The following is a 17,741-nucleotide window of genomic DNA, read 5'->3' on the forward strand; positions in this document are numbered from 1 at the left end:
CATGAGATCCCAACCTGCGCAGGGATGACGCCACCTAAGATTAAAGGTGTTGTCCGTTTTCATACTTTATTAAGCCATCGAGGGTTAGTAAAGTTTTAACTAAATCTTGCAGAGGATTGAAACAAAAAACCCCGCCACTTACGTGACAGGGTTTTCATTAATACAGATCGTAGGTTAAAAACTTACTTTACTTTCTTTACGATTTCAGCGAATGCTTCCGGGTGGTTCATCGCTAAGTCTGCTAACACTTTTCTGTTAAGATCGATGTTTGACTTTTTGATATTACCCATAAATTGTGAATAAGACATGCCGTGCATTCTTGCACCTGCATTGATTCTCTGAATCCACAATTTTCTAAAGTCTCTTTTCTTCGCTTTTCTATCTCTGTAAGCGTAAGTTAAACCTTTTTCAACGGCATTTTTCGCTACCGTCCAAACGTTACTTCTTCTGCCCCAATAACCTTTTGCGGCCTTAAGTATTTTTTTTCTACGCGCTCTTGACGCTACGTGATTTACTGATCTTGGCATTTCTTAATTTGTTTTGGTTAGAGGCGTCCTCGAAATTGAGATACTTTAAAGCCTAATAACCGGGTTAAAAATTTAATAAAACCTAGTATTACTAGTTTTGCTTATAAGTTAAGCATGTCTTTTACGTTAGGCTCATCTGATTTATGAACTAACGCCATTTTAGTAAGATTTCTCTTCTGCTTGGTCTCCTTCTTAGTCAGGATGTGGCTTTTGAAAGCGTGCTTTCTTTTTATTTTACCACTACCAGTCAGCTTAAATCTCTTCTTCGCTCCTGATTTTACTTTTACTTTTGGCATTTATCTATTATTTGTCGATCTGTATTCTTACTTCTTTTTCTGAGGTTTTGGCGCGATAAACATGGTCATTCGCTTACCTTCTAATTTAGGTAGCTGCTCCACTTTACCGTACTCCTCAACAGCTTGTGCAAACTTAAGTAATAAAATCTCACCGCGCTCTTTAAACACAATGGTTCTACCCACAAAATGTACATAAGCTTTTACCTTGGCTCCGTCCTTCAAGAAGTTAATAGCATGATTTAACTTAAAGTTAAAATCGTGCTCCTCTGTGTTAGGCCCAAAACGGATCTCTTTAATCACCGTCTTTTGAGCTTTGGCTTTTATCTCCTTCTGTTTTTTCTTCTGCTCGTATTTAAACTTAGAGTAGTCTATAATTTTACAAACAGGCGGATCTGCCTTCGGAGAAATCTCAACCAAATCAAGATTTTGCTCTTTAGCCATTTTAAGTGCCTGCTCGATAGGGTAAACGTCTACTTTTACATTTTCACCCACGACTCTCACCTTGGATGTACGTATTTTTTCGTTTACTCGATAGGGTTCTTCTACTCTCCCTCGATAACCCCTTCTTTTAAATCGTTGTTTACTAATTTTTACCTCCTTGTTTAGTTAGAAAAAACAGGTTGCAAATATCGCTTTAATTTTTCGATATTCAAAACTGTATTATTTATTGAAAATATATTAAATCAAATTATACTCCACTTGCCTCTGCAAAATGGCTGATGAAGTCACTCACGGCCATACTTCCGATATCTCCTTCTCCGTGTCTACGCACAGAAACTTTCTCTTCATCACGTTCCTTTTCACCGACTATGAGCATATAAGGCACCTTTTTTACTTCTGCATCTCTAATCTTACGCCCTATCTTCTCGTCTCTATTATCTATAAACCCACGTATATCATTTTCGTTTAGATTATTTTTCAATTCTTCCGCATAGTCATGGTATTTTTCAGAGATAGGAAGTATCGCAATTTGATCAGGAGCCAACCACAACGGAAAATTACCACCACAGTGCTCAATAAGTACAGCTACGAAGCGTTCCAGTGAGCCAAAAGGTGCCCTGTGAATCATCACAGGTCTGTGTTTATTGTTATCTGCTCCTGTATACTCAAGCTCAAATCTCTCTGGTAAGTTATAGTCTACTTGTATCGTACCGAGCTGCCAGCTTCTACCCAAAGCATCTTTTACCATAAAGTCGAGTTTCGGACCATAAAAGGCTGCTTCACCCAGTTCAGTAACGGTTGTTAGGCCTTTTTCATCAGCTGCTTCCTGTATTTCACGCTCTGCCTTTTCCCACAGTTCATCTCTACCAATGTACTTCGACTTGTTCTCAGGGTCTCTCAATGAAACCTGTGCTGTATAATTTTCGAAACCTAGCGCCTCAAAAACATATAATACAAGATCAATTACTTTTATAAACTCTTCTTTTACCTGATCTGGTCGGCAGAAAATATGGGCATCATCCTGAGTGAAACCTCTTACTCTGGTAAGACCATGTAGCTCACCGCTTTGTTCGTATCGGTAAACAGTTCCAAACTCTGCCAATCTTACCGGAAGATCTCTGTATGATCTCGGCTTAGAATTATATATCTCACAATGGTGAGGGCAGTTCATTGGTTTCAATAAGAACTCCTCCCCTTCGTGTGGTGTAGCTATAGGCTGAAATGAATCCTCACCATATTTTTCGTAATGTCCGGATGTTTCATAAAGTGCCTTGGAGCCAATGTGAGGTGTAACCACAGGATCATAACCTGCTTTAATTTGAGCTCTACGCATGAAGTTTTCCAGACGCTCTCTAAGTAACGTTCCTTTTGGCAGCCAAAGCGGAAGACCCATGCCTACTTTTTCTGAAAAAGTGAATAGCTCGAGCTCTCTGCCCAGCTTTCTATGGTCACGCTTTTTAGCTTCTTCAAGTCTTTCTAAATGTTCCTTAAGCTCTTTCTGCTTAGGGAATGAAACACCATAAATACGGGTAAGTTGCTTTCTCTTTTCATCTCCGCGCCAGTAGGCTCCAGCTACATTGAGTAACTTTATCGCTTTGATAAACCCGGTATGTGGAATATGTGGCCCTCTACATAAATCTGTAAAATTTCCCTGATTATAGAATGTGATCGACCCATCTTCAAGGTCATCGATGAGCTCTAGCTTATATTCGTCACCTTTTTCTTTATAATATTTTAGTGCCTCGTCTTTACTGATTTCAGATCGCTGATATTCGTTTTTCTGACGAGCAAGCTCGGTCATTTTGTTTTCAACCTTTTGCAGGTCGTCTTCACCAAACTCTTTATCTCCTAAATCTATATCGTAATAAAAACCATTTGCGATGGGAGGTCCTATTCCAAACTTTACGCCCGGATAGAGCTCTTCCAAAGCCTCTGCCAGCAAGTGAGCTGAAGAATGCCAAAATGTGTTTTTCCCTTCGTCATCATTCCAGGTGAGTAGCTGTACGGTGGCATCTTTTTCGATAGGTCTGGTCGCATCCCATACCTCGCCATCTACCTTGGCAGCCAGCACATTACGAGCTAGCCCTTCACTTATACTCATGGCAACATCAAGACCTGTCGCTCCTTTTTCAAACTCTTTTACTGTTCCGTCCGGAAGGGTAATTTTAATCATTAAAACTAAATATTCTAATTATCTATATTCTTCTTTTCTATCGTTGGAGGTTGATTATTGACTACAGAATCTTTCTGCTTTTGCTGCTCCAATTGCCACAAATATGCAACTTTTCTTTTCAATTTGTCTAACTCCTGCCTGGCTAAATTGTAGGTAGAATCCTGAGAGAGAATACCTTCATAAACCCCGATGGCTTCCTGATATCTTCTGCGCTTATCAAGCACTCGGGCTCTCACCATCTTAGCTTCCAGGAGATTACTATCAAGGGCCAGTGCCTTGCTGGCAAAATATTGAGCAGAATCGTAACCAAAATTGATGTAATAGGTATTAGACAACTCGTAATAAATGATTTGGTTAGTAGAGTCTTTAGCCAAAATTTGCCTATACAGCTGAGCTGCACTATCATACTGCTCGGTATCTTTTAGCAATCGGCTTTTCTGTAGTAATATTTCGAGGTCATTGCTATCGGCAGACAGGTAATTGTTTAGCACCTCTCCTGCCAGTTGCATTTCATTTCTATATTTATAGATCCCTGCAAGCTGTAATGTAACCGGCCTGTTTGATTTGTTGATACTTAAAGCACTCTTGTAGAATTTTATGGCTTGAGCCGTGTCAGATATTGCCAGGTAAACATCCCCTTTTAAGGCGCTGCTTTTTGCATCCGTACGCATGCTCATCAATCGATTGACAGCCGCCAATGCCTTTTTTGGCTCTCCTATCTGTAAATACTCTGCGGCTAAAATTTCAAAAAGGATTTGATCTTTAGCACCGAGCTTTTCTGCCACCAACAAACTTTCTATCGCTTTTTCAGGTCTGTTTAGCTGTTGCTCTATTTTCCCCTTCAACAAAAAATAACTCATTACAGAAGGCTCCAGATCAATTGCCTTTTCAATATCTGCCTGAGCCTCTGAGTATTTCAACAGCTGTTCGTAAACTTTGGCTCGCTGGTAGTAGAAGGAAGCTCCGCGCTGCTCTTCGTTCAGATCATTTAGATACTCTAATGTTTCATCAGCGTCTATCTGTAGAGATGCCTCTATCATCTCATCTCTCGAATGCTGGACACAAGCCACCAGAAATAACTGTAAAATAAAAATGGGTAATACTTTCATGTAAACACTAAAGTATGAATTGAAAACTAAGTTTCACACCAAAATTGTTAACATCTGGCTTGTCGAGAAAGGTGAGTCTATGAAAAAACTCTATCCATAGAACCTTAAAAACGTTTTCTACTCCGTAGCCCACTTCTACATAAGGTCTATCATCAAAAAAACCGATAGGATCTGTAGGGTTCCCATTTAAATCTACTGGTGACAATATATTTTGATTTTCTTCACTCAACCTGCCGTACACAACATCGGCACTTGCTATCAGGCGCCATTTCAACTTTTTCATGAGAGGTATTCTATTGAGAATGAATCCCTGGAATCTATGCAAGTACCGTAACTCCACATATCGATCACTCACGAATTCAGAGAAATTCATCAGATTGTAAGCTGCAGTGGTGTAAAACATAGATTCATTTCCGATATGGGCCTTCAATAACGGGTATGGTAAGGTTTCAAAAATATACTCCCCGGTGAGGGACACACTGGAAGTGCCAAAGAAGCCCATTTTTACATCTTTCTGGATGTTTAAACTTACTTTGTTGTAATTAAACTCGCTACCTAAAATACCTGCGATACCCCGGGTATACCGAAGCGTGAAAATTGGCCATTTTAAAGTTCCAAGACTGATACGGTCATTGTCGTTTTGCACAAAAACTTCATCCTTGGCATACCTGGCTTCTACTGTCACTTCTGCTGTTTCAATATCATCGCTGATTGGCCCATCGGTGGTTTCAGGATTCTCATAGTAGGCAAAGTTGAATAATGGTTTAAAGCTTCTATACCTGCCCGAAATGGTTTGTCTGTAACCTTTAAATAATTGGCGCTGAAATGAGACTTTACCTTGCTCATAGTAATATGGTCTTACAAGTTCTCCAAATCTTGTTGCCGTAAGAAAAATACTATTACCTAATAAATCTTCGGCCGCCAGGCCTACCTGATCTATGTCATTGGTATACTGCAAATCAATGGTTGTCCAGATATCTCTCGAAGCAATGTAGCGTACGCGGCCTTGATACTTATATCTATCATCTTCTGTACCGTAAGCTAGGTAACCACCAAAAACCCAACGATTGCTAAAGTCTATATTGGTACGTCCTCCCAATTGAAATCGATTACCCTCTATCGTGTTATTAGCATAAACTGATAAGTAAGGACCAACATCAATAGGCCCGGCTTTGAAGTATCCATTGATCGCTATTTTCAGTATTTCCGTGTAGGTCTTTACCACCGGAATATTTTTAAGCGTATCAATCATGTTGTAAACGCTTATTTCAGTATCAGAGAGGGGCTCATGTCTGTGGCTGTTCCAGTAATCATCATTACTACCTACTTTAAAATCTTCTGCTACCTCAATAGGTCTGGCATAAAACTTCTGATCCTGGGGCTGATTTACTTTTATGTTTTTATTCGAGGTATAGAATTTAGCTAAAACACCTGCCATATTATCCGTTACCTCACCAATATCGAGCAGCACTCTATTTTTTGAAGGGATCCATGGGCCTGCATCAGTAGGTTCCAGCTCTTGCTGTATCTTAATTTTTTCTACATAATTCAGGTTGGCATTTGGTGCTACTGTGGCATCCATTTGTTTTATGGCATATCCATCTTTTGTAATCCACATGGTGCCCTTAAAGGCCAGGTCCTGATCGCTTTTAGGAAAAAAGTCTAATTGGTAGCAAAAGTGGTCTCCCACAAAAGCACTATCTGTAAGGTCATATTCGTAATACAGCTTCCAGCCATCTGCTACAGGCGACACAAACTCTTTACCTACTATATTTAGCCAGTTTTGGTAAAAATTATACTCCTGAAAGGATGAACCTATAAACTGCGCCACGAGCGTACCATCTTCGACTCCCACACCTGTGATTTTTGTTTTCAGGATTTTCTCATGCTGCAGTTTAGGGTTATTTCTAAAATGATACTCAGACAAAGATTCAGAAATGAAAATTGGCAATATGGGCTTGCCATCTTCACCTGCGATACGATCTACGCTATCAAGTACACTAGTGATCTTGCGCATGATCTTCTTATTTCTAAACTTATCGGTGATGTTGTCTACATCGATTTCTATTTTTGTGTAGGTTTCGTACTCGTAAGCTTCCAGAGATCTTTTGTTGTTATTGTCTTTGTTGGCAATCACGTTGCGCATTATTTCGAAGGCAGGGTTTTCTCCAGCTACAAAAACCACCTCCTGAAGACTTATTACATCTTCCTCTAATTGAAAGTCTATGATTTGTGAGACGCCTGATTCAATTGCCTTTGTTTTGGTGATGTAGCCCACGTAAGATGCTCTCACAGAGTCTACTGTCTGATTAGTCTGAATCGTATAGCGACCATCAAAATCGGTGGTAGTTCCGTTAGTGGTGCCAGCAAAGACGACATTGGCAAATGGCACAGGATCACCTGTGTTTGCATCGGTTACTTTACCAGTTATAACTGTCTGTTGAGCAAAAGCCACTTGCCCAACCAAAGCCAACAAAACGACAACTAATTGTAGGTATGGGGTTGTTTTCACAAGAAGATTTAGATACTAATGGTTTCTTTTTTGCCTAAATATTTGGGTTCTCTATGAAATAGATAAAGGTCTAACACTGCAAGAGCACGCGCAAGATATTCCCTTGCTTTTACTTTGTATGAGAAATCTGAAGGTATGTTGGTTTCAGAAAGCGAAATTGCTTTTATATCGTAGTAATCACTGATAAACAAGGCTCTATAACTATGAAATGGTTGCGTAATAATTGTGATGTTATCCTGTCCGAATATTTCCTTACAACGGACAATCGAATCCAGGGTTCGGAGTCCTGCATAATCTAAATCAATTTTATCTTTTGGCACCCCGAGTTCCAGCAGCGCATTATACATTTTTATAGGCTCGTTGTAATATTTGGTTTGGTTATCGCCACTCACAATGATGTGCTTAACCTTACCCATTTTGAGCAATTTAGCGGCTATTTTAATACGTTCGTGAAAAAATGGATTGGGTTCACCGGTCATCAATTTTGGGCTGGTACCTAAAACTAGCGCTATATCAGTTTGAGGGGCCTCTTCTATGGAATCATACACAGCATCCCGGGTGCTCATATAAATCCATAGATTGCTGACGAGCACAAATACTAATCCCGCTATGGCAACAGTTGCTGTTGCTTTTAAAAACCAACCAAATAAACCCATAGACAAGTAAACGAAGATTAATCCTAATCCTTACAAGGATTTTAAAAATTGTTTCTCTAAAAGATCTGATCGATTCACAATTTTCCTGTACCACTGTAATCTTAGCACCGATTTCTCCTCTTCATTTAATTTCCAATCGACATTTGAAGAAAAAAGTTTCTCAACTACGGTATTTAATGCCAGTGCGACACTTACAGATATGTTGAAGCTTTCGGTAAAACCGTACATGGGAATTGTCACAAAACCATCTACTTCCTCCCTCATTTCATCTGTGATACCGGTCATTTCTGTACCAAATACCAATGCAAATTTTTCGTCTATACTTATATCATGAATTGACTGAGCATTAGGATCCGGCACAGTGGCCAAAAGTTTGTAACCCTCGTTTTTGAGTCTGTCTAAACAGACCTGGTGACTGTTGGCACAAGTATCGTAGCGATGCACATCTACCCATTTAGAAGAGCCATGCACTACCCTGGGGTTTATTTTAAACTTATGTTTCTTCTCAAGGATATGGACATCCTGGAGGCCAAAGCAATCTGCTGTTCTAATAACAGCACTGGCATTTTGCGGCTGATAGATATCTTCTAGCAAAACTGTGACATGCCTTGTTCGTTTGTCCAGGACACTGTCAATCAGTTGCTGTTTATGCTCGCTCACATATCCTTTCAGGTAGTCGAGCACCTTGTCATCCTCAGACTTCATTGATTAAAAATCAAGCTCTATAGTTGCTCCTACTCCAAAATCTCCACCTTCTTTGTCCTTCTTACTGTCGGCAGACTTAGGTGCTTCCTTACCTTTTTCGGTAGATGGGTTGTCATTTGCCTCACCTGAATCACTCTCTTCAGGTGCAACTTCTTCAGGGTCTGGTTCTACTAACTGCACTTTCTTTACACTGTGTTGAGAAAGCCTGTTACCCATCGCCTTCCAACCTTTCACATCTATGAGCGCCTGCATGGCCAGTTTTTCTGTTTCCTTCTCCTTACCCTTACCTTTTACTACTTCAACTTCAATATGTGGGTTTTTAGACGTAGACACAACTACCAGTTTAGAACCTGAAGCTTCACTGATAAACTCAAACTTCTTGTCTATGGATGTAGTTTCAATTTTAAAACGCTTGATGTAGTAGTTTTTACTATCACCATCGTAATACACGGTAGAAATCACTGTTTCAGGATCAAATCGCTCTATCAGTACGATTTTAGATGGATCGTAACGATTGGTAAGCTCATAGCTTGTCAACTCATAACTGCCATCCTTGTATATGACCAGGACATTATCTTCTCCATTAAATTTACCGAGGTATTTACCTCTTTCTTCCCGATTTAGTCGACCAATTGAGGTATCATACCAAAGGTCTAGTCCGCTCAGTGTAGAGACACCCTCAGCTTTTAACTCGATCTTTCTCACCGGGTATTTGGTTACAATATTTCCGCCTGCTCCTCTTCCCTTGATGTCGAGATCGGCAAAATCAAATTCAAAAACCTTCTTTCTGGCCTTAGCTCCTGATGTGAGTTTAACTGTAACCAACTCTGCCTCTCCATTAGGGTTGGCTGTTAGATAATGCACTCTGGAGTTAGCATTGCCCTTAGTTAAATCATACTCCTTATCCCTGGTAATGGCTTTTACATTGAAACGCTTAGCCATAGAGCGGCCGGTTTTACCATCTACATAAATGAGGTTATAGGTCATGCGCTCATCGCCTTTCTTCCAAACACCAACATGTAGAATGTCTTTACCCATAAAGAGCTTGTCAGAAATGCGTGAAACCATGCATTTACCATCTCTTCTGATGACTATGATATCATCTAAATCAGAGCAATCAGTAACGAATTCATCTTTTTTAAGGCCATAGCCAACGAATCCGTCTTTTCTATTAACATATAGTTTTTGGTTGTTTGCCGCTACAATAGTCGTGTCGATAGACTCAAATGACTTTATTTCTGTCTTTCTCTCTCTTCCTTTGCCATACTTTTCCAGAAGGTGTGAAAAATAAGCAATTGCAAAGTCTACAATATTCGCCAGGTGATGCTCTGTCTCTGCTAACTCGTCCTGAAGCTTTTTAAGTAACTCATCTGCCTTGAAAGTATCAAATTTGGAAATTCTCTTAATCTTAATTTCCGTTAGCTTTACGATGTCTTCCTCGGTGATTTCTCTATAAAATTGCTCTTTGAATGGGTCTAAACCTTTATCTATCGTTTTAATTACAGCTTCCCAGGTTTCACATTCTTCAATGTCGCGATAGATCCTGTTTTCGATAAATATTTTCTCAAGAGAAGAAAACAATATCTTCTCCATCAACTCAGCCTTTTTAATTTCAAGCTCCTGAGTAAGCAGGTCAACCGTCTGTTCTGTACTGAGCTTAAGCATCTCATTTACACCTATAAAATGAGGCTTATCATCGATAATGACACAGGCATTTGGTGAGATACTTACCTCACAATCTGTAAAGGCATACAACGCATCAATTGTAATATCCGGTGATTGACCCGGTGCCAAAGAAACCAGTATTTCGATATCCTTAGCCGTGTTATCTATTACCTGCTTTATTTTAATTTTACCTTTATCATTGGCCTTGATGATGGAGTCGATCAAACTGGTGGTGGTAGTACCAAACGGTATGTCTTTGATAACAAGCGTTTTCTTATCGTACTCCTCAATTTTGGCTCTTACCTTAATTTTACCACCTCTAAGTCCTTCATTGTACTCAGAAAAATCTGCCATACCCCCTGTTGGGAAGTCTGGGTATAGCTTAGGTTTCTTACCTTTTAAAACATCTATAGAACCCTTGATGAGCTCACAGAAGTTGTGTGGTAATATTTTCGTGCTTAAACCAACAGCAATACCTTCTACACCCTGGGCTAGTAATAATGGAAATTTTACAGGAAGTGTTACTGGCTCTTTCTTTCTACCATCATAAGAAAGCTGCCATTCTGTAGTCTGAGGGTTGTATACCACATCAAGTGCAAACTTGCTGAGCCTTGCCTCTATATAACGAGGGGCTGCAGCACTGTCTCCCGTTCGGATATCGCCCCAGTTTCCCTGAGTCTCTATTAACAGGTCTTTTTGCCCAATATTTACCATAGCATCCCCAATAGACGCATCACCATGAGGGTGATATTGCATGGTCTGACCTATAACGTTTGCCACCTTATTAAATCGACCATCGTCCATTTCCTTAAGCGCGTGCATAATCCTTCTTTGCACCGGCTTAAAGCCATCCTCTACAGCGGGTACCGCACGCTCCAGAATTACATAAGAAGCATAATCGAGAAACCAATTTTGATACATGCCCGAAACGGGAGTAACGTCATGTATTACTTCTTCATCTTCGTGTTGTGCTTTGCCGTTTGTGTTCTCTTTGTTCTCTTCTGCCATGTTTAATCAAAAAGTAAAACACCTGATGGTGTAAAAATCATGATAAAAAATATTCTATTAACTTCACATGCACAATTGCCATCACAATTGAGAGCAAATTACCAATGAGGTAGAAGTCGTTAGATATTTTATTTTCTTCTTTAATTCTTGTTGCAATTTTAAGTGCTGCAAATACGGTAAGCGCCTGAGGCAAGCTGCTTAATAAAGCAAAAGCAATAAAACCACGCTCTGCCATTCCTTTGATCACACTTCTAAAGTCTACTTTATTCCCCTTCTTACCTTTCCCGTTTAATTTGGAAAGTAGCTTAAATACCAATATCGCCAGTAGTTCGATAAGCGCAATAAACCCGATGCAGATAAACACGTTATGATTCATTAGCGATTAATTCAATTAATGTTTTTGATCTCTTAAAATCCTCAATCTTCAAACTCCTTCTCTTGCGCCACATCGATGATGGGTCTTTACTATATTTTTCGGCCAGTTTCTTATAATCATCCATTTGTAGAAAATCGAAAACCAACTGGCGGTCCTTTTTATGCCAATCATTGTATATCGACCGATAAAGCTGCAAAGCTAAATTCAGCTTAGTTAACTTAGAATCTTCGATACCCATAATCAATGTCTCACGATCTTCTGACTTCATTTGCTCAAGCCCCTTACGAGCTTTAGTCAGCCCTTCACCCAGCATCTCGTGAGCTATTTTTTTATTGATCTCTGTATCTATTTCTCCGTAATTGACGATGTAGCGCAGGTTAAAATCATTGTCATTCTTTAATAATTTTTCATCCAGCGCAAATATTATTTGAACAGCTGCCATCAGATCACTTACCACACCCTGAAACTCATCACCAAGTGTGATAGTCAGTGGAGAAATAATCTCCTTGTTATAACGGCTGTTAACGTCTTTTACAATTTTTTTAAAATCACCCATAAGTTCCTGCCCATTGTGTGCTGAACTCGAGATGATATCCGCCATGATGATAAAAGCCTTCATTTATTGTAAATATATTACAAATATATAATTATTGCAATAAAATTACAATTACTACAGTTTTGCATTTAAACTACAATTAGGCCGCTGTATCTTTCAACTCTTTCTCAAGGTCTTTTTCTACCTTCAGGTTATTTACAATAAACTCCTGACGATCGGGTGTATTTTTACCCATGTAAAAAGTCAATAGTTTGTTGATAGTAGTATCTTTATTAAGAATAATTGGGTCAAGTCTTATGTCTTCACCAATAAAATTCCCAAACTCCTCGGGAGAAATCTCCCCCAATCCTTTGAATCGGGTAATTTCAGCTTTAGCGCCAATTTTGTCAATAGCAGCTCTACGTTCCTGATCTGAGTAGCAGTAGATCGTTTCCTTTTTATTCCTTACCCTAAAAAGCGGAGTATCCAGTATATAAACATGGCCTTGTTTAATCAGGTCTGGAAAGAATTGTAGGAAGAAAGTGAGTAGCAATAACCTAATGTGCATACCATCAACATCGGCATCTGTAGCAATCACAATCTTGCGGTAGCGCAAACCTTCAATACCATCTTCTATATTTAGTGCGTGCTGAAGTAAATTAAATTCCTCGTTTTCGTAGACCACCTTCTTGGTAAGGTTGAAGCAGTTGAGTGGCTTACCTCTTAAGCTAAAAACTGCTTGTGTCTGCACATCTCTCGACTTGGTGATAGAACCACTCGCTGAGTCACCCTCAGTGATGAAAATCATGGTTTCCTCTTTTCTATCGCCCTTGTTGTCGTTATAGTGCAAGCGGCAGTCTCTGAGTTTCTTGTTATGTAAATTGGCTTTTTTAGCCCTTTCGTTGGCAAGTTTCTTTACTCCGGCTATCTCTTTACGTTCGCGTTCAGACTGCAAAATCCGCTTATGAAGCGCCTCGGCTATCTCTGAATTTCTATGTAAAAAGTTATCTAATTCCTTTTTGACAAAATCATTGACAAACGTTCTCATGGTAGGTCCGTCTGGCCCAACATTTTGAGATCCTAATTTTGTCTTGGTTTGCGACTCAAAAACAGGCTCCTGTACACGTACTGCTATTGAGCCAACGATTGATGCCCTCACATCGGTCGCATCAAAATTCTTTCCATAAAAATCGCGTACCGTTCTAACGATCGCCTCACGATAGGCGGCCAGATGCGTACCACCATGTGTAGTATTTTGTCCGTTTACGAAAGAATAATATTCTTCCCCGTATTGATTAGTATGCGTAAGTGCCATTTCGATATCATCACCTTTGAGGTGAATAATCGGATATCGAAGGTTATCGGCTTCGGTCTTTCTTTCTAAAAGGTCTTTGAGGCCATTTTCTGAATGAAATTTTGTGCCGTTGAAATTTATGGTCAGTCCAGCATTTAGAAATGCATAGTTCCATAAAAGGTCGTTGAGGTACTCTGGTATGAAGTGATAGTTTTTGAAAATCGTTTCATCAGGCTCAAAAACAACAAGCGTTCCATTTCTTCCGCTTGATTTTACAATTTTATCGTCATTTACAACCTCACCACGCTTAAACTCAGCCATTTTGGTCTCACCACCTCTATATGACTGTACTTTGAAGTAGTTTGATAAAGCATTTACAGCTTTTGTACCCACACCATTAAGACCTACTGATTTTTGGAAGGCCCCACTGTCGTACTTACCTCCGGTATTGATCTTACTCACACAATCTACTACCTTACCCAAAGGTATACCACGACCGTAATCTCTTACTTCTACCCTATGGTCTGTGATCTTTACATCTATGATGCGGCCGTGGCCCATCATATGCTCATCGATACAGTTATCGATTACCTCCTTCACCAATACATAGATACCATCATCCTGAGCAGATCCATCGCCCAGTTTACCGATATACATACCAGGCCTTAATCTAATGTGCTCTTTCCAATCGAGCGACCTAATACTATCTTCGGTATATTCTACATTTTCCACAGCCATATCAAAAAATTTTAATCACTTAGCAAACCGCAGGCTTCGCCCCTGCACGACCTAGCGAATAAACATGAAAATTAAGATTTATTCAAGAAATTCAGACAAATGAATTTTAACCTTTTTTAGAGTTAAAATTCACAAGTAATATTATAACTTACTGTATAACAATTACTTATAGTCAAATATTTTGACTTCTAATTTTTACGAGCAGCACGAATCATTAGAAAAGGCAGCGCAAGTATCCAGATTAGAATTAATGCAAGTGCTACGTAGATGAGGTAACCAAAATTATTGAAATTGAAGCTTTCTCCACTGTTGACAAGAAAGATAAAGTTGGTGATAACAATAAAGAAAATATTGATAACAACTGCCAGGCTCAATTGCCATTTACGTAGCAATTCGTTTATTGACTTATTTCTATAACGCATGTTTCTGGAAAGTGCATAGAGTAAGAAATTCATGCCTGCCAAAAATGCTAACGAAACGTAAAAGAAAGTTTCTCTCGGTATGGCACCTTTACTGATCACACTGTCGCTCAAGCTGTAAACCACCTGTTCCGGGATGCCAGCATAGACATAAAGCAGTGTAGCTAAACTTGTCAAAAGAGAAATAACCCATCCGAATTTTATAAACCTTAGTACCATATCACGTTTTGCTTTCGGTGTGCGAAGTTATGCCATAATTACTAACTATTTAATCAAGAGTGCATCTAATTACTTTCACGTTGAAGAAAGTAAAGCAACTAACTACGAGTGCAGTATTTTCAAATAAGATTGTTTTCAATTAATTTTATATTGTTCAATCTGCAAATCAAACATGGATTTTAACCCTATCATTCTTTCAATACCTATCTACTTTCTACTAATCGGTATAGAGTTAATCATTCAACAATTATCACGAAAGAAGCTTTACAGGCTAAATGACGCGATTACCAATATTAGCTGCGGCATTACACAGCAGGTAACGGGCATTTTCTTAAAAGTTATAGGAGTAGGCGCATATGTTTTGGCTTATGAGTATTTACGACTTTTCGAAATCCCAAATGTGTGGTATACCTACATCATATTGTTTGTAGCAGCCGACTTCTTCTACTATTGGGCACACAGAATGAGCCATGAGATCAACCTGTTTTGGGGTGGTCATGTGGTACATCATCAAAGTGAAGACTATAATTTTTCTGTTGCATTGCGGCAAGGCTCCTTTCAAATTCTATGGACTTTTGCCTTTTACCTCCCTCTGGCTTTTGTAGGTTTCGATCCCGTTACGTTTGTACTGGTCTCTGCATTGGTAACAGTGTATCAATTTTGGATTCATACGGAAACGATTGATAAGCTGGGTTTTCTGGAGTGGTTTATGAATACTCCCTCCCACCACCGTGTGCATCATGGCAGAAATCCCAAGTACATCGATAAGAATCACGCAGGCGTATTTATCATTTGGGACCGAATGTTTGGCACTTTTCAGAAAGAAGAAGAACGGCCCACCTACGGTATAACTACACCGGTAAATAGCTGGAACCCCGTATGGGTAAACCTGGACCACTACATTAAAATGTGGGACACGTTAGGCAAAATAAACTCGTGGTCTGACAAGTTTAAATTTTTGTTCTACAAACCGGGTTGGCTTCCTCAAGAAATGGGCGGCTATCAGGCAGCTCCTGAGGTAGATAAAAAAACCTACGCTAAATACAATCGTCTCGCACCAAAACCACTCAACCTATACGTTTTATTCCAATACATAATTGCACTTGGCGGCACTGCTTTTTTCTTGTTTCAACAGGCAAATTTTAACATCATCGCCCAAATAGTTGTAGTATTGTCGATTATAATAACAATCACTAATTGTGGCGCGCTGTTTGAAATGAAAAACTGGGTTTGGGTACTTGAAAAAATAAGAATCGTAGCTATTGCATCTGCTTTGGTATGCGTGGTTTACTTTTATAACCTGGACTATTTGTATGCAGTAGCCGGAATAATCTATGGCGTAATTTCAATTGGATGGTTGTTTTTAATCAATTTTTCTATCACATCTAAACAGCCGGTAGTAGCCAATAAATAGTGAAATCATTTTTATATACCCTCTGCTTATTATTTGTAGTACTTATGAGCTGTGGCTCTGAAGTAAAGGATCTTGAAAATTTCGATGAAGAAACATGGCAAAGTGACCCCAATGGTTGCGATGGTTTAAGATCAGCTATGGTCGAAAACCTCTATGATGTAAAAGACGAATTGAAAGGGCTTAATCAAAACGATATAACCGCCCTGATCGGCAAACCAGACAGACACGAACTCTATAAGCGTAGCCAGAAGTTTTTCTACTATCAAATCTCACCACATAGCAGTTGCGAGAGCGGAGATGATGAAAACATCTACCTAAGTATCAGGTTTAATGCCACAGGGCTAGCCAAAGAAGTCCAAATCATGAACTATCAACCTTAACTCATTGAGCGGCCTCAGCGCCTTTAATTTTTAAATCTACCAGGAGAGAATCTCGCTGTTTATAAAGTAGAAACTCATAATAATGAGGAGAATTTGGGTTATTCTTAAATTGCTCAAACGAGTCTACCAATTTGTTGTCATAATAGAGCAAGAAAGTATTAAACCCTCTGGCTCTAAAAGACTGCGTCAGCTGCTTACCATTGTCATAAATCACAATAGTATCATTTTCTGCTTCTGATGTCCATTTGATGTTGGTAAGCTGAGGCAGTGCCTCGCCTTGAAAATTGACACGCACAATATTTGGAAACAACCAATTGGTGATGTCCTGCTTAAAAGATACTGCAGCCAGATAGATGAGTATAACAATGGAAAACACCCATAAGACAGCCCTCATAGCAGCTTTATGCCATCCTCACCAATGGAGATGACTTTCTCTTTGTAAAGACCACCAATCGCTTTTTTAAAAGCTTTTTTACTCATACTGAATGTTTTTGTGATCTCATCGGCATCAGATTTATCATGATAGGGCATAAAACCACCTTCTTTTTTCAGCAAATCTAAAATGACCTCACGATTATCGTCAATCGCGGCTACACCGGTTGTATTTAGCGTGAGATCAAGCTTGCCATCTTCGCGTATTTTCTTGATAAAGCCTTTCTTTTGGTCACCAATGCCAATAGATTCAAACACTTCATTTCCATAAATAAGGCCTGTATACCTTTGATTGACAACTGCCGTATAGCCTTTTTCAGTATGGTTATATATCAAAAGGTCTACCTCCTGCCCTTCTTCTAAATCACTGGTATCCCAATCAAAAAATGCTCTCAATTTACCTGTACCAATCAATCGGTCCGTACGATGATCAAGACAAACGCGTACGACATGCTTTCTACCTATGGTAAATCGAACGTGCTGCTCTTTTGTAGGAACAAAAAGATCTTTCTCCAGTCCCCATTCCATAAAAGCACCATGATCGCTGGTATCCGTCACCTCCAATGCGGCAAATTCATCGACTTTTGCATAAGGTGTTAAGGTAGTAGCAATTATTCTGTCTTCAGAATCTCTATAGATAAACACATTTATCTTATCTCCTACCTGAAGCCCTTCCGGCACATATTTAGTGGGTAGAAGTATCTCTCCAACTTCAGAATTAAGATAAAAACCAAAATCTACTTCTTTGCCAACTTCTAGCTCGTGGTACTGTCCTATTTGCATGGCCGCAATTTAATCAATTAAAATAACCAATACAGGATAAGCCGGTTATTAAGTGCCTC

17 protein-coding genes are annotated in these 17,741 nt (G+C 39.3%); 2 read left to right on the forward strand and 15 right to left on the reverse strand.

Going from position 1 to position 17,741, the window contains the following annotated elements; translation table 11 throughout:
• Positions 1 to 182 precede the first annotated feature (182 nt).
• From rplT to E1176_RS16825, 13 genes are all read right to left on the reverse strand, one after another.
• Positions 183 to 527 carry a 50S ribosomal protein L20 gene (gene rplT, locus E1176_RS16765; RefSeq protein ID WP_155212156.1) on the reverse strand — a complete coding sequence of 115 codons (345 nt, stop codon included), beginning with the start codon at positions 525 to 527 and terminating at the stop codon, positions 183 to 185.
• A gap of 101 nt (positions 528 to 628) precedes the next feature.
• Entirely contained in the window at positions 629 to 823 is a 195-nt protein-coding gene (rpmI, locus tag E1176_RS16770; protein ID WP_155212157.1) for a 50S ribosomal protein L35, read from the reverse strand.
• A 27-nt stretch (positions 824 to 850) separates the two neighbouring features.
• Positions 851 to 1,411: a translation initiation factor IF-3 gene (gene infC / locus E1176_RS16775; RefSeq protein WP_185152862.1), complete on the reverse strand. Its 561-nt coding sequence runs from the start codon at positions 1,409 to 1,411 to the stop codon at positions 851 to 853.
• Positions 1,412 to 1,511: 100 nt separating this feature from the next.
• Positions 1,512 to 3,437 carry a threonine--tRNA ligase gene (thrS, locus tag E1176_RS16780; protein ID WP_155212159.1) on the reverse strand — a complete coding sequence of 642 codons (1,926 nt, stop codon included), beginning with the start codon at positions 3,435 to 3,437 and terminating at the stop codon, positions 1,512 to 1,514.
• 14 nt (positions 3,438 to 3,451) lie between these two features.
• Positions 3,452 to 4,546 carry a tetratricopeptide repeat protein gene (locus tag E1176_RS16785; protein ID WP_155212161.1) on the reverse strand — a complete coding sequence of 365 codons (1,095 nt, stop codon included), beginning with the start codon at positions 4,544 to 4,546 and terminating at the stop codon, positions 3,452 to 3,454.
• Positions 4,547 to 4,553: 7 nt separating this feature from the next.
• Entirely contained in the window at positions 4,554 to 7,058 is a 2,505-nt protein-coding gene (locus E1176_RS16790) for a DUF5686 family protein (RefSeq protein WP_185152861.1), read from the reverse strand.
• An 8-nt stretch (positions 7,059 to 7,066) separates the two neighbouring features.
• Positions 7,067 to 7,714: a SanA/YdcF family protein gene (locus tag E1176_RS16795; protein ID WP_155212163.1), complete on the reverse strand. Its 648-nt coding sequence runs from the start codon at positions 7,712 to 7,714 to the stop codon at positions 7,067 to 7,069.
• Between the two features lie 30 nt (positions 7,715 to 7,744).
• Entirely contained in the window at positions 7,745 to 8,419 is a 675-nt protein-coding gene (locus E1176_RS16800; protein WP_155212165.1) for a TrmH family RNA methyltransferase, read from the reverse strand.
• Between the two features lie 3 nt (positions 8,420 to 8,422).
• Positions 8,423 to 11,092: a DNA gyrase/topoisomerase IV subunit A gene (locus E1176_RS16805; RefSeq protein ID WP_155212167.1), complete on the reverse strand. Its 2,670-nt coding sequence runs from the start codon at positions 11,090 to 11,092 to the stop codon at positions 8,423 to 8,425.
• 37 nt (positions 11,093 to 11,129) lie between these two features.
• Complete coding sequence (locus E1176_RS16810) at positions 11,130 to 11,468, reverse strand: hypothetical protein (RefSeq protein WP_155212169.1); 339 nt, start codon at positions 11,466 to 11,468, stop codon at positions 11,130 to 11,132.
• Positions 11,458 to 12,069 (reverse strand): SatD family protein, encoded by a 612-nt coding sequence (locus tag E1176_RS16815; protein ID WP_222933169.1) that lies wholly within the window; start codon positions 12,067 to 12,069, stop codon positions 11,458 to 11,460. Before E1176_RS16815 ends, E1176_RS16810 begins: the two co-directional genes overlap by 11 nt.
• Before the next feature lie 94 nt (positions 12,070 to 12,163).
• Positions 12,164 to 14,035, reverse strand: coding sequence for a DNA topoisomerase IV subunit B (locus E1176_RS16820; RefSeq protein WP_155212173.1), 1,872 nt, complete (start codon positions 14,033 to 14,035; stop codon positions 12,164 to 12,166).
• 188 nt (positions 14,036 to 14,223) lie between these two features.
• Positions 14,224 to 14,673, reverse strand: a complete 450-nt coding sequence (locus tag E1176_RS16825; RefSeq protein WP_155212175.1) for a hypothetical protein — start codon at positions 14,671 to 14,673, stop codon at positions 14,224 to 14,226.
• Between the two features lie 172 nt (positions 14,674 to 14,845).
• Between E1176_RS16825 and E1176_RS16830 the strand changes: the two genes are divergently transcribed.
• Both E1176_RS16830 and E1176_RS16835 read left to right on the forward strand, forming a co-directional pair.
• The gene (locus E1176_RS16830) at positions 14,846 to 16,087 is read left to right on the forward strand and encodes a sterol desaturase family protein (protein WP_155212177.1); all 1,242 of its coding nucleotides are present in this window, start codon (positions 14,846 to 14,848) and stop codon (positions 16,085 to 16,087) included.
• Entirely contained in the window at positions 16,087 to 16,467 is a 381-nt protein-coding gene (locus tag E1176_RS16835) for a hypothetical protein (RefSeq protein ID WP_155212179.1), read from the forward strand. Before E1176_RS16830 ends, E1176_RS16835 begins: the two co-directional genes overlap by 1 nt.
• 1 nt (position 16,468) lies before the next feature.
• Here E1176_RS16835 and E1176_RS16840 read toward each other — a convergent pair whose 3' ends face one another.
• Both E1176_RS16840 and E1176_RS16845 read right to left on the reverse strand, forming a co-directional pair.
• A complete protein-coding gene (locus E1176_RS16840) occupies positions 16,469 to 16,861 on the reverse strand; it encodes a hypothetical protein (protein WP_155212180.1) in 393 nt (130 codons plus the stop codon).
• Entirely contained in the window at positions 16,858 to 17,682 is an 825-nt protein-coding gene (locus E1176_RS16845) for a CvfB family protein (protein ID WP_155212182.1), read from the reverse strand. The genes E1176_RS16840 and E1176_RS16845 overlap by 4 nt, the downstream gene beginning before the upstream one ends.
• Positions 17,683 to 17,741 lie beyond the last annotated feature (59 nt).

Source organism: Fulvivirga aurantia, assembly GCF_009711475.1.
Taxonomy (GTDB): Bacteria; Bacteroidota; Bacteroidia; order Cytophagales; family Cyclobacteriaceae; genus Fulvivirga; species Fulvivirga aurantia.